The sequence below is a fragment of the Paenibacillus agaridevorans genome (assembly GCF_003112455.1).
GTDB lineage: Bacteria > Bacillota > Bacilli > Paenibacillales > Paenibacillaceae > Pristimantibacillus > Pristimantibacillus agaridevorans.
Genome location: NZ_BDQX01000398.1, coordinates 65010 through 78508, shown reverse-complemented (window position 1 = coordinate 78508; position 13499 = coordinate 65010). Strand labels below are relative to the sequence as shown.

Annotated in this window: 8 protein-coding genes and 1 pseudogene; 1 reads left to right on the top strand and 8 read right to left on the bottom strand. The window is 54.1% G+C overall.

The window, feature by feature from the left end; genetic code table 11:
- The 5 genes and pseudogenes from PAT3040_RS37680 to PAT3040_RS31145 form a co-directional block, all read right to left on the bottom strand.
- A pseudogene (locus tag PAT3040_RS37680) lies at positions 1 to 657 on the bottom strand (DEAD/DEAH box helicase); the annotation flags it as partial.
- Entirely contained in the window at positions 654 to 2255 is a 1602-nt protein-coding gene (locus PAT3040_RS31160; RefSeq protein ID WP_181376948.1) for an SWIM zinc finger family protein, read from the bottom strand. The pseudogene PAT3040_RS37680 and the gene PAT3040_RS31160, both read right to left, overlap by 4 nt.
- Before the next feature lie 135 nt (positions 2256 to 2390).
- Positions 2391 to 3947, bottom strand: a complete 1557-nt coding sequence (locus tag PAT3040_RS31155) for an ABC-F family ATP-binding cassette domain-containing protein (protein WP_108995730.1) — start codon at positions 3945 to 3947, stop codon at positions 2391 to 2393.
- A gap of 30 nt (positions 3948 to 3977) precedes the next feature.
- The gene (locus PAT3040_RS31150; protein WP_108995729.1) at positions 3978 to 5726 is read right to left on the bottom strand and encodes a sensor histidine kinase; all 1749 of its coding nucleotides are present in this window, start codon (positions 5724 to 5726) and stop codon (positions 3978 to 3980) included.
- 23 nt (positions 5727 to 5749) lie between these two features.
- Entirely contained in the window at positions 5750 to 6421 is a 672-nt protein-coding gene (locus tag PAT3040_RS31145; RefSeq protein WP_087571556.1) for a tetratricopeptide repeat protein, read from the bottom strand.
- A 183-nt stretch (positions 6422 to 6604) separates the two neighbouring features.
- Here PAT3040_RS31145 and PAT3040_RS31140 point away from each other — a divergent pair, with 183 nt between their 5' ends.
- Entirely contained in the window at positions 6605 to 8215 is a 1611-nt protein-coding gene (locus PAT3040_RS31140; protein WP_108995728.1) for a catalase, read from the top strand.
- Positions 8216 to 8256: 41 nt separating this feature from the next.
- On the opposite strand, the gene PAT3040_RS31135 is transcribed toward PAT3040_RS31140, so the two are convergent.
- From PAT3040_RS31135 to PAT3040_RS31125, 3 genes are read right to left on the bottom strand one after another with little or no spacing between them, the layout of a single operon-like run.
- The gene (locus PAT3040_RS31135; RefSeq protein ID WP_307719187.1) at positions 8257 to 10071 is read right to left on the bottom strand and encodes a cache domain-containing sensor histidine kinase; all 1815 of its coding nucleotides are present in this window, start codon (positions 10069 to 10071) and stop codon (positions 8257 to 8259) included.
- The gene (locus tag PAT3040_RS31130) at positions 10068 to 11642 is read right to left on the bottom strand and encodes a response regulator (RefSeq protein ID WP_108995727.1); all 1575 of its coding nucleotides are present in this window, start codon (positions 11640 to 11642) and stop codon (positions 10068 to 10070) included. Before PAT3040_RS31130 ends, PAT3040_RS31135 begins: the two co-directional genes overlap by 4 nt.
- A 60-nt stretch (positions 11643 to 11702) precedes the next feature.
- Entirely contained in the window at positions 11703 to 13367 is a 1665-nt protein-coding gene (locus PAT3040_RS31125; protein WP_108995746.1) for an extracellular solute-binding protein, read from the bottom strand.
- Positions 13368 to 13499: the final 132 nt, after the last annotated feature.

Sequence of the window (13499 nt, the reverse complement as noted above, 5' to 3'; positions counted from 1 at the left end):
CGCCACGCGGAACGGCAGCATATCCCGGCGGAAGCCAATGGCGATCAGCCATTCGTCTTCGTCGCTCCCCTTCTGCCTGAGCACGCCTTCGCCCATCTTTTTGCCAATGTCCGCCCAAGCTGCCGCCGCATCGTTGTCGCTTGCCAGCAATTCTTCGATCGCCGCGCCCAGCCACGCCTCCGCCCGGGCATCGCCATGTTCGGCCGCATCGCGAAGAGCCTGCTCCCAATCGTTCGCGAACTCGGCGGCGTCCTCCGGCAAGTCGGCCCTCCAGCTCCTCCGTTCCTCGCTCCAGTGCTGCCAGTCCGGCATATACCAGCCTCGCAGCAGCATCGTCCGGATCATGCCGGCGATTCGGATAAGGACGCTGAGCCGATCGCTCCACTTCACGTCAAGCAAACGGACATGACGGGGCTGCGACAAATAATCGACGGCGGCGAGCGGGCTCAGCTTGAGCAGGCTCTGTCCGCCGATTCGTTCCTCTTCTACGTCCGCTCCGTACCAAGAAGCCTTATGCCATGCGAACAACAACGAGCGCAGACGTCCTTCCGTCAAGTCCTTGCGCTCGACCGCGCCAAGCAGCAGCGCCGGGCTTCCTTCTTCCATGCTCCATTTGCCGTCCACCGTCAGGCTTCGAAAGTTCAATGATGTTCTCATACGCCGATTTTCCCTTTCCACAGCTCTTCCTGCAGCGCCCTGAGCCGTTGGTATTTCCCCATAATGCTTGCCACGTACAAATCCCAACGCTCTGCATCCTTCAGTCCCTTGTACAACTTCTCCAGCTTTTTAAGCTGTTTGACGGCTATCCGGTAGCCCTGCCGATTTCTCGTGGCGATATTCGCTTCGATGGATTGATGATAGATCGGCAGCAGCGATTCCGGCGATTGCTTGGCAACCTCGCGCAGCGCCGCCGCATCCAGCTCCTCCATCTTTGCTCCGACGAGCATCTGGAGATCGGCCCAATCCTCATAACGCTTGACGTTAAGCCAATGCTCGGAGAGATCCCCGAAGGAGTATGGCAACAGCCCGATCATATAAGACGCCCAGATTTCCTCCTGCGGCCGATCCTCGTCCGCGCGGCGGCACAGAGTCATAAATGGGCCGATATTGCGAGCATTTCTGGCGGCATGCACGCGCTCGAACAAATACGCCATCCATTGCTTCGCGGCTTCCCACTTGCCGGCTTCCATCCGCTGAGCCACGCAGGGATAGATAAGCTTTTGCGTCCGTTCGAAGGCGCTTTGCGAAAATTGCGCGATGGCCGCATCGTCATCCCCGTCCAGAAAGTAGAACATGCCCGCCGCCGCATGCAGAAACGAATCGTCGTTCTGGGGTTCCTTGCGCTCCGCTGCCGCAAGCAACGCCGCCAACTCCCGATCGAACCAGTCCCTGCGCCGCGACATCACTTCGCAATATGCCAGATACAGCATCGGCCAATCGAATAACTGGCGCTCGGCAATCATCGCCCTATGCTTCGCCCGTTCCGTAAGCGCCTCGGCCCAATGCAGCTCCGCCTCGCCCATCTCAAGGGGTTCAAGCTCCGACAACAAGGAGAAACCATGCTCCAGCCAAGGCTCTGCCATACGCAAGAACGACATCTCGTGATAATAGCGGCTAAAGCTGTCCACGGTCAGGATGGCCCGCTCCGCTTGCTCCAGCGTAAAGGCAATGGACGCCAGCCAGTGCAATCGCTGCATAGGCTTTTCCCATTCCCTCGACGTCCCCTTGAGCGCCGACAAGACGGGCTGCAGGGCATGCAGCGAATGCCGGCATTTCCTGAACGATTCGCCGTACTCGGCCTCCATCCAGGAGAACCACTCCTCTGGCGAACCGGAAGGACCCGGATTGCCGACGCCGACTTCGAACAAGGCCAATTGACCGGATTCCTCCTTCTTCTCCGGCTTCACGAGCTTGCTCGCGGGAGCCAATCCGAGCAGTCTGAAGTACGAAGCCTCTGCGGCTTCTTCTCCTTCCCGAAACGCCACATAATAGAAGTAGACGGCAACCATGTGCTTGCAATAATCGCCGTACGGACAGGTGCACTTGCTGTAGCGGAACTGTTCGGCGTCGATGACGACCGCATACAGCTCGGTCCCTTGGACGATGCCCGTCAAAATGTCGCTCGTCGTTTCCTTCGCGCTTTGAACGTAGCCGTTTTTGAAGTACTGCCAGCCGCGCTTGATCATGATGCCTTCTATGTTTTCGCCCATTTGTCCTTCGAGCGCCGTTAACATTTTGTCGTCGAATACACGCATTGCAGTCTTCCACCCGCCTCTCATCCGTTCTTTGCATTCTTTCCATTATAACACAAAAAAACGCCATCCCGGCGACGCGAGCCGCAGGATGGCGTTCCTGTTAAATCGTCGATTTCGCTTAAAAGCTTCTCTCTATCACCCCACGCTTTGCATCGACCATGCTTCCACATCCCAAATCTTGGTTACCCAGTCCTCGTAAAATTCGGGTTCGTGGGACACAAGAACGACCGAACCCTTGTAAGCTTGCAAAGCCCGTTTCAATTCGGCTTTGGCATAAACGTCCAAGTGGTTGGTCGGCTCGTCGAACAGGATCCAATTGCTTTCCCGCATCATCAGCTTGCAAAGACGAACCTTGGCTTGTTCGCCGCCGCTAAGCTGATTAAGGGACCGCGTAATATGTTCATTTTTTAAACCGCAACGAGCTAATGCTGCCCGAACCTCATGCTGGCTCATCGAAGAGAACTCGTCCCATACGTCTTCCAGCGGAGTCATCGTGGGAGCCTTGGCTTCCTGTTCGAAGTAAGCGGGGGATAAATAATCGCCCAAATACGTTTTGCCATCCAGAGGAGCAACGACTCCCAGAATCGTTTTAAGGAGCGTAGACTTCCCTACTCCGTTGCAACCTACGATTGCAATCTTATCGCCCCGCTCGATGACCATATCCATTTTGGGAAGCAGCGGCTTATTGTAGCCGATGACCATTCCCTCCGCTTCGAATACGGTTTTGCCGCTCGTTCTGGATTCTTTGAAGTTAAAAGTCGGTCTTGCCGCTTCCTCCGGCTTGTCGATCCGGTCAATGCGGTCAAGCTGCTTTTCCCGGCTTTTTGCCCGCCCCGAGGTCGAAGCGCGCGCTTTGTTTTTCTGAATAAACTCTTCTTGTTTTTTAATATATTCCTGTTGTTTCTCGTAGGCGTCGATATGCTGCGATTTGTTCAGTTCGGCCATCTCCAGGAACTTATCGTAATTGGCCGAGTAACGCGTCAATTTCGTGAATTCGAGATGATAGATCACGCCCACGACCTGATTCATGAAGGACGTCTCATGGGAAATCAGAATAAACGCGTGCGGATAATTTCTTAAATAATTCGTAAGCCAGTTAATATGCTCGTCATCCAAATAGTTTGTAGGCTCGTCCAGCAATAACACGCCGGGCTTCTCCAGCAAAAGCTTGGCGAGCAGCACCTTCGTCCGTTGTCCGCCGCTTAACGCCGTCACATCGCGGTCGAGTCCGATCGCGGTAAGGCCTAAACCGTTGGCCATCTCGTCGACTTTAACGTCAATGAGATAGAAATCGCCGATTTCAAGCTCCTCTTGAATCTCTCCCATCCGAATCAATAGCTGCTCCAGCGTATCCGGGTCCGCGTCGCCCATCTGCAACGTAATTTCATTCAGCTCGTTTTCCAGCACGAGCAAAGGAGCAAAGGCGTCCTTCAACACGTCACGGATGGTCTTGCCCGCTTCGAGCTTCGTATGTTGGTCCAAATAACCGTATTGAACGCGTGGCGTCCATTCGACCTTGCCTTCGTCCTTGAGCAGCTTCCCCGTCAAAATATTCATAAGGGTAGACTTCCCTGTGCCGTTTGCGCCTACCAGCCCGACATGCTCCCCCTCCAACAATCGGAAGGAAACGTTTCTAAACAATACCCGATCGCCAAACGTATGCGATAATTGCTCAACCGTCAACAAACTCATGATTCTTTATCTCCATTCTTTTGCATTTAACTATGAGAGCGGAATATACACGGATAAAGTCAGCTTATCCGGGCTTGTCGCAAATACGGTGACTTTGCCCTTGTATCGTTCCGCAATCGATTTGACGATCGACAAACCGAGTCCTTGATGATCATCCTGCTTCGTGGAGAAGCCTGCTTTAAACAACGGCTTCTGAACGAGCTCCTCGGCATTAAGACAGGTATTGGTAATAATGATCTCCAGCGCGTGCCCCCTTTGCGCGACGGCAAGCTCTACCTCTCGGATGCTTTCGTCGTATTTCAGCACTTCGTCAAAGGCATTGTCGATAAGATTGCCCAGTACCCGATTCATATCCAGCGTCTTGGCCCCCATGTCCTGAAGATCAAGACCGCTTACGCTGCATTCCAATGTGATCCGGTAGCTCTCCGCCTGCGAGATTTTGGAACGGATAAGCGCCGCGATCGCCGGATTGCCGATATTGATATAATCGTTGACGGAGCGGATATCGCTGGTCAATTCTTTGGTGTAGGCTACAAGCTCCTGATATTTGTTAAGCTCCGCAAGCGCCCTGATCGTCTGGACATGGTTCAGGAAATCGTGCCGCTGGGCTTTGACGGAGTGGAACAAGCTGTTGATCTCTTCCACGTACGTCTCCTGGGCGACTTGTACTGCTTTTTCGCGGGTATATTTGTAATAGCGGAGAGCGGTATAGGCAATCGCCAGGCTAACGATCGACAATAAAACAATGATAAGACCCAGATTTAGAAATTGGTTGTCCAGTTTGCTTTTAATAACCTCGTAATCCGAAGCGATCGTCAGCACGTAGCTGTCCAACTGCTTGCCGTATTCGTCCGTAATGCTGATCCCTTTGTCTTTTACGAATACGGGGATAAACAGCTTATAGACCGACTTGCCCCCCGCCTTTTCCTCCAGCGTGAGCACTTCGTGCTCCTGGTAAGCACGGCGTACGTATTCGACGTCGCGATCCAGCTTAATCGTATAATCGCCATAGATGACGGGACGCTGCACATGATGCTCCTGCTCCTCGCCGTTCTCCGTAGGCGTCCAGATCCCGTCCGGAAAGGTTGCCGGATTGATCGCCGCAATCTCCATAATGGAGTCGCTTCTGTTCTCCAGCTCGGAGATCAGACGTTCTGCCCCCGTAATCCGGTTGTACTCGTCAAGCCTCGCAAAGCTGACGTAGGGATCGGTAATATAATTTGTTGTTCCGTCGTAATAGTAGCCCCACTTGTAAACTTTGTCCAGCTCCGTGGAGGATACCTCGAACGGACCGCTCCAGAAGTTCTCCATGGACTGCCCGAGCCATTCTTCCTTAACGACTTCCTTCGCGAACAGCTGCTTGAATACCTGATGCCAGGGATCCCAGCTCTTCGTGCTCTTTCCAATTTGCGAACCATCGGATGAGCGGTGCAGCACAATATCATCGCCTGTTTGCTTCAGCAGCGTAATATGGGCGATGTCCAGCTTCCTGCTCAGCTCCTGAAGCTGCTCCGATGTAACCTTTTCCACATCAGGGTCAAGGGCGTATTGGGCGGCAATGGATGCCGCGCGAAGCTCCCTGCCGATCTGGTCCTCATAATGCTCGGCGCCCATGCGAGACTGCTCGACGGCGATTTCGATCTGACTCGCAAGCGTCAGCAGCTCTTCCCTATGACTTTCTTCCAAAGTTGATTTGGTCAAGAAGTAGTAGACTGTGTTATTAACTAATATGAGCGTAACGATGACGCCGATTGCGATCAGCCATAGATTGCGTTGCATGTGTTGCATCTTGCCCCTTTACCTTATTTTTTGAGCAGCAGCCGCAGTGCCCAGCCGCGCTCCGCGCGTTTCCTGTACTTAGGCAAGGAACGATAGACGCGCAGCCCTTCCTCCGCCGAGCTCTTTGCCTCCGCTTCCTTCCCCATCCGTTTGTAGACCTCAGCAAGCCGGTAGTAAGATTCGCACGAGGAAGAATGGATGTCCTGGAACGCACGCAAATAGCGAAGAGCCTTCTCTTGATCGCCGCTGTCCGCGCTCATCGCCGCAAGCCTCAAATAGGGCGTGCCGTATTTGACCCTCGAATTAATCTCGAGCGCGCGCAACAGGGCCGCTTCTCCCTCCGCCTTATTGCCTTCGGCCGCCAGCGCCAGCCCCAGATCGGCCCAATATTCCGCCGAATCCTCCAGGACCCTTTTGAGCGGCTCCAGCAAACGAATCGCTTCTCCGTATTTCTTTTTGTCGATGAGCAGCCGGGCAAGCTCTTGCTTCGCGGACACGTCATTTGGAGAAGCCGTCATTATGTTCCTTAACTTGCGGATTCGCGAGTTGCGCTTAAGCGGCGCCAGCAGACTGGGAGACAAACCTACGAATCTGCGGTCTATGACATACAAAATAAACAGCAACAGAATGATGGCAAAAAACGGGTTGCCAAGCAGCCAGGACAACCACAGGAATAAAAAGGTCAGCTTGAACATGAATTCGTTCCCCCATAACGATCGATATCAATGACAAATAATCTCGTTCCATCATACCACAATCAGGGATTTTGTAACGGGTTGGCATCGTATTTCATACTTGCTTTTCGCATATTCATTCCACCGCCGCAACATACTACACGGGAAACATTACCACATCAGCCCAAGGAGGCAGACAATCTCATGGACAACAAAAGAGGCGCCGAGGACGAGCGAAGCCGCGGTCTGGCACCGGGAGAGGCAGAGCAGTCGCTGACAGATCGCCAAGGGCATCCCATTACAGACAACCAGAATATTCGCACGATCGGCAACAGAGGACCTTCAACGCTGGAGAACTATCATTTTATCGAAAAAATATCGCATTTCGACCGCGAGCGCGTGCCGGAACGGGTCGTTCATGGCAGAGGCGCCGGCGCTCACGGCTACTTCGAAGCGTACGGAAAGCTTGGCGATGAGCCCGTTTCGAAATATACGAGGGCCAAGCTGTTCCAAGAATCCGGCAAGCAGACGCCTGTCTTCGTCCGCTTTTCTTCCGTCATTCACGGCGGGCACTCTCCCGAGACGCTTCGGGATCCGCGCGGCTTCGCGGTCAAATTTTATACGGAGGACGGCAATTGGGATCTCGTCGGCAACAATCTAAAGATCTTCTTTATCAGAGACGCCATGAAGTTCCCGGATATGGTTCACGCGTTTAAACCCGATCCCGTCACGAACGTGCAAAGCATGGAGCGGTTCTTCGACTTCGTCTCCCAGTCGCCGGAAGCGACTCATATGATCACGTTCCTGTTCTCGCCTTGGGGGGTTCCGGCCAATTACCGGCAGATGCAGGGCTCCGGCGTCAACACGTACAAATGGGTCAATGCCGAAGGCAAGGGCGTGCTTGTCAAATATCATTGGGAGCCGCTGAAGCAGGGCATTCGCAACCTGACCCAGGATGAAGCGGAGAAGATTCAAGCGAAGAATTTCAATCATGCCACGCAGGATTTGTACGAGGCGATCGAAAAAGGCGATTACCCGGAGTGGGAGCTGCAAGTGCAGTGGATGAGCGACGACGAACATCCCGAGCTTGATTTCGACCCGCTTGACGATACAAAGCTGTGGCCGCCGGAGCAATTCCCTATGCTCCCCGTCGGCAAGATGGTGCTTAACCGCAATCCGGCCAACTATTTCGCCGAGGTGGAGCAAGCGGCGTTCGGCACGGGCGTACTCGTAGACGGGCTCGACTTCTCCGACGACAAAATGCTGCAGGGCCGTACCTTCTCGTATTCCGATACGCAGCGCTACCGGGTAGGCAGCAACTATTTGCAGCTCCCTATCAATGCGCCGAAAAAACGCGTGGCGACCAATCAGCGCGACGGGCAGATGGCGTTTTACGTCGACGTAGCGCCCGGACAGAACCCGCATATTAACTACGAGCCGTCTTCGCTAGGCGGACTGACCGAAGCCGACCGGCCGGGGGAACCGCACGAGCCGTTGTACAATGCCAAGCTGACGCGGCAGAAGATCGACCGGGAGAACAACTTCGCGCAGGCGGGCGACACCTACCGCAAGCTCGAGCAGTGGGAACGCGACGATCTCATTGCGAATCTCGTCGACGCGCTCGGCACATGCACCGATCACATCCGCGAGACGATGATCAGCCACTTTACGGCAGCGGACGCCGACTATGGACGACGCGTGGCGGAAGGTCTGGCAGCGGCCGGCAGCGCAGGCAACGGACATGTCGGCACGAAAGCCGCGAACGATGGCATGGAAATGGCGGCCGAGCTCGGCCATTCGACCGACGGCTATTGATTCCGACGAGCAATAGCAAGAAGAGCCGCCCGGTTCGAGCTTCAGCCGGTCGGCTCTTCTTCGCTTGGGGATCGCCCAGGCCTCCTCGCCGGAATTCGGATCATCACCGTCGTCCCGATGCCAAGCCGGCTATAAAAAGTTACGCCGTAACGCTCTCCGTATTGAAGCTGCACGCGCTGATGGATGTTCCGGATGCCGATGCCCGTCTCTCCTTCGGCTTCCATCGAGGCGATGACGGCAAGCCGATCGGCCCTTACGCCCATTCCGTCGTCGATGATCCGATATACAAGATCGTTTTGCTCGAGGGCGACGGAGATTCGGATGTAAATGCGGTCGCCGCTCCACGCGTGTTTGAGCGCATTCTCGACGAAAGGCTGCAACACGAGCTTGATCGTCTCGAAAGGCCATATGCGGACATCCACGTCGAATGCAACTTCGAGACGGCTGCCGTATTTTACCTTCTGGATATCCAGATAGGCTTCTGTCTGTTCGATCTCCGACGAGACGCGTATTAATGACTTGCCGGAATTAAGCGTAAGCCGGTAAAACTTCGCAAGCTGCACGACCATCTTCTCCAGCTTCTCGTTCTCCCCGAACTTGGCCAGCCGATTAATGGAGGATAACGTATTATACAGAAAATGCGGATTGATCTGCGTCTGAAGCATCTCGAGCTCGGCTTCCTTCTTCTGAAGCTGCGTCAGGTACACCTTGTTGATCAGCGCCTCCACATCTTCGCCCATCCCGTTAAGCGCCGTCGCGATCTGCGAAAATTCGTCGCGTCCCCTGTAAGCGATCCGCTTGTGGAGATCCCCTTCCCGAAACGCATTTAACACCGAAACAAATTTCATGATTCGTTTGGAAAAGTAACGGGATATAAACACGCCCGCAAAAGTGAACAACACGAAACAGACGACGCACACGGCGAAAATAAAAGCGCGCACCCGGACCGCCTCCTGCTCGATGACCGTTAGCGGCACATGGGCTTCGATCTTCCAGCGCTGCTTCGGCATCTCCTCGGCAATCGTCAAATACGGCTGGCTCCGTCCCGGATTCGTCACCGCGTATTTGCTCGGACCGGAAGGCGCCGCGGCGCCGTAAGCGCTCGGACTGCCCGCAGAAGCATAGATCAGACGGCCCTGCTCATCCTTGACCGTAATCTCGCTTCCCGGACCCAGCTTCGAGTCGACGACGCTTTCGAACAGCTCCGTCTTCCGAACGCTAAAGCGCATAACGCCGACTTCTCTCATTTGCAGCAGATCGCTCATATCGACGATGCGGCGTATCATCGAGATCCTTCCGTCGTGCTCGTCTTCCTCGATCTGCTTCCACTGTATCGTCTGCCCGTACTGTTCGGGCGGAATGTCCTTATACCAAGATTTGTTTTCGATTCGGCGCAAGTGGTACAGATCGAACGTCTGCGTGTTAAAGTCCTCAAGCGCGTCCCGTTTCTCGTAACGTTCGTTGATGCTTTCGTTGCGCAAGTAGACGGACAGACGCAAATGGAGGCCGATCGACTTCGTCGCGATGTCCAGCTTGGGCAAAATAATCTGCTCCATCCGGTAATGGTTCTCTGCGCCCGTCGCGTCGGTCTTTAGATGCTGCACAAACGTATAATCGTCGTACAGCGTGCCCGATATTCGAATCATATCGCTTGTCTTGTACGCCACGTTGTCCCGAATCTGGATCAGCGTTGCCTGAATGTTCGACCTCGTCTGCTTCCTCATCGACTTCTCGTACATGGATTGCGAGACGTAGCCGTTAAGAGATACGAGAATTATAATAAAAACCAGATAAGACAACATCAGCTTGTAACCGATTGGGAGATAGCGGCGTCCGCGCTCGCGATTCGTCTTCACTGGATGCTCTTCCTGTACTCCATCGGCGTCATGCCGAATTTTTCCTTGAACTGCCTGCTGAAGTAAGGCAAGTATCTATAGCCTACCCTGTCCGATACTTCATAAATTTTTATCCCCGGCTGCTTGAGCAGTTCGACGGCCCGCTCCATCCTCATCTGAACGAGCAGCTCGTTAAACGACTGGCCCGACTTCTCCTTGATCAGGAATCCGAGGTAGCTCGGCGAAAACGAGAACTGCTGGGCGATATCCTTAAGCGTGATGTTTTCGCCCATCCTCTCCCTCATCGTATGCAGCACCCTGCGAATGAATTTGCTTTCCTTCGTGTTTGCTTTCTCGTTCAGCCGCTCCGAAATTTCGTACAAGCGATGAATGAGCCAGGAACGAATGTCTCCGATCGTATCGAATTGCATCAGAATGTCCAAATTCCTAATTTCGATGCCAAGCAGCTCGAACAGATCCTCCTGGTTGGCGGTCAAATAGTGATCCAGCTTCCATATGATATAGCTGCTCAGATTATGTACGGTGAACTTGGAACGAAAGCCGGTTATCGATTTAAACAAATTTTCCAACTCGTCGTGAAGCAGCACCAGGTTGTAATCCTTCATCGCTTGAAGCAAAGCGGCCATTCGGGCATCGAGCTCCCTGGCGTCGAACATCTCCGGCTTCGCCTGCACTTCTTCGAACTTGATCGTAATGCCCTTTCCAAAAAACATTTTGCCTTCTACCGCTTCAATCGCTTGTTTGTACGAGTTAGACAGTCTCTCCAGTCGGCTAGCGGGCGAACCTAACCCCGTCGTCACCGTAACGTCCAATCTGACTTTCGCTTCTTGAAGCAACCCTTCCAACGTCTCCTCTAGCCGCTCCTCTTCCAGCAGCAGCGCTATCCGCTTGGCGTTGAGCCTGCAATAGGGTATCCGCCAGCCTCTCATCCCGATCGAGTCATGCAGTTGGCGAATAAAGAGGCGGGAAATCTCCAGCAAGTCGGCCCCGGAATTGGACGAGCTTCTATTCTCAAGCTCAATAACCGCCACCCGGACCGGCCACTTTAGCTGCTCCATGTCCCGAGACACCTGCAGCTTGTCTCCGAATTCCGCCAAGTTGGCCGCTTCGCCTTCGAACAGCCTGAGCAACAGATCGTTTCGGGCGATAGGAATCAATTGCTTGTACGCTTCTTCTACTTCCCTATGTTTATTCTCTTCGTCGAGATCCCGCTTCACCTTCATGAGCGATGCGACGAGCTCGCTGTCCTCCATCGGCTTGAGCACGTAGCTGTACGCTTTTAGCGACAGCGCCTGCTGCACATAGCTGAACTCCTGGTAACCGCTGACAAAGATGATGCGAATGTTCGGCTTGCGCTCAATCGCGATTTTGGCCAGCTCGAGCCCCGACATATAAGGCATATTGACATCGCTTACAAGGATGTCGATATGCTGCTTCTCCAGCAGCTCGCAAGCCGAAAGGGCGTTGTTGACGCTGCCTTTCACCTCCATGCCCAGCTCCGGCCATGGAATAAACCGCCTCATGCCTTCCAGATCCAGCTCTTCATCGTCTACCAGCAAAACGTTGTACATGCCAGTCCCTCCCGTTCCGGAACAAATGTATAGAGGTTGTTCGCTCACGCGCGCAGATCGTCAGTCGTTATTTAATACGCGCAAGTTGTCCTGCCAACGCTTCGTAATATAATCCAGATACAAGTCGAAACCCGCTTCCACGGAAGCCGCGTGCGCATCGTCGAGCACCTCCAGCACTTCTTCGTCAGTACGGCCGAACATGGCGGCCGCGCGGGCGGCAAGCCAAATTTCCTTGAGCTTGAGATAAATTCGCCCCTCTTCGATAGAGGAAGGCGGAATCAGCTTGATAAACGGCGTTGCGTCTCCCTGCGAGCGCCAGGTAATGTTCTGCTGCCAGTACGTAGCCCAATTCTGATCTTCATCCGGAAGCGTTGCTTCGTATTCGCTCTTCGTCTTGTCGAGATAACCCGTATTGCCGACCCAGATCATATCGCCCGACAATGCCTGTATTTCCGCGAGTCCCTGGGGATCGGAGCTGTACTTGCTCGTGAAAGCAGGCGTTATTCCATCCTCCTTGAAGCCGTTCCAATAGCCGTCCTCGCCTGGCGGCCCCCACATCTGCACGGCCGAGCCTTCCGGGCCCGTCATCCAGTCGAGCAGCGCGAAGATCGCCTCCGGATTGTTCGCGCTCGTCGTGATCGCCGCCGCGTTCCACCCGAGCACATTATAGGTGCCTGGATAGATTCGGGCAGGATCAAGACCTTCCTTATAGATCGGCTCGATAAAAAAATATCCGTCCTCAGGATCGGCCTTCGACAGTTCCGCGTCCGCGGTCATTATCATCCGCATCGGATCGGCGCTGGCGTACACGGCCGCCTTCCCCGCCATCAGCTTCTCGCTCACCTGATATTCCGTCTGCACCAGCGCATCCTGCGTCATCAGGCCTTCCCTCATCAGCTTGGCGACGAACAATGCCGATTCGCGGAAGCCGGCATCCTCGTAGATAGATGTCATCCGTTCGCCGTTTGCCACCGCGAAGTAGCGAGTAAAGCTGAAGTTGTCTTCCTTGAACGAGGAGAACAACTGGTCGATGCCTTGCCCTTCTTTCGCAAGCCCCGTCTCGAACGGCACCGCATCCGGAAACATCGTTTTAACCCGGAGCAAGTACCGGTACAGGTCGTCGGTTGTTTCAAGTTTGGGAGAACCAAGCTCTCGATAAATTCGTTTGTTGACGACAAAACCGGCATTGCCGTACGGCTTATTGGAATAATAGTTTGGAAAATAATAGATATGGCCATCCGGCGATCGAAGCAAATTGATGATCTTCTCTCCCGCCCATTGCCTTAAGTTGGGGTATTCGGCAATATACTCGTCCAGCGGCACGAGCAGCCCCGCTTCCCGCAATCTTTCCAGATCGGCGTCCCTCTCACCCCATACCACATCCGGCAGTTGCTGTCCGGCGACCATCTTCTGCAGCATCAGCTTGCCGTCGCCTTCCGCGCTGACCCCCTTCACATGGACGTTCAACTTGTCGCGAATCCAGGCCGAAGAAGGATCAGCTCCCCACTTGGGCATCGTATAATAGCCATAATGTGCGTAAAAGGTCATGTAGAGCGGCTCCCTCCCTAGGGCGTATAGGCCGTCTTCCGTTCGCGGAGTTTCGGTTGCAGCAGCTTCGGGCGCCTCATCCGACGGCTCGGGCTGCCCCCTCTCCGCCTCGCTGCATGCGATTAACGAGATCAGCAGTAGTCCAATACTCAGCGGTTTCCAGACCGCTCTTCCCATCCCTTTCAATGCAGAGCACCCCCGTCCTTCCAATTCATTCACACATGAACACGTCATCGAAGAATGCCATAATAATACCAAAAATATCTAAAACAAAATAGATTTTTTGCAAGTTAAATCACAAAAAACGGG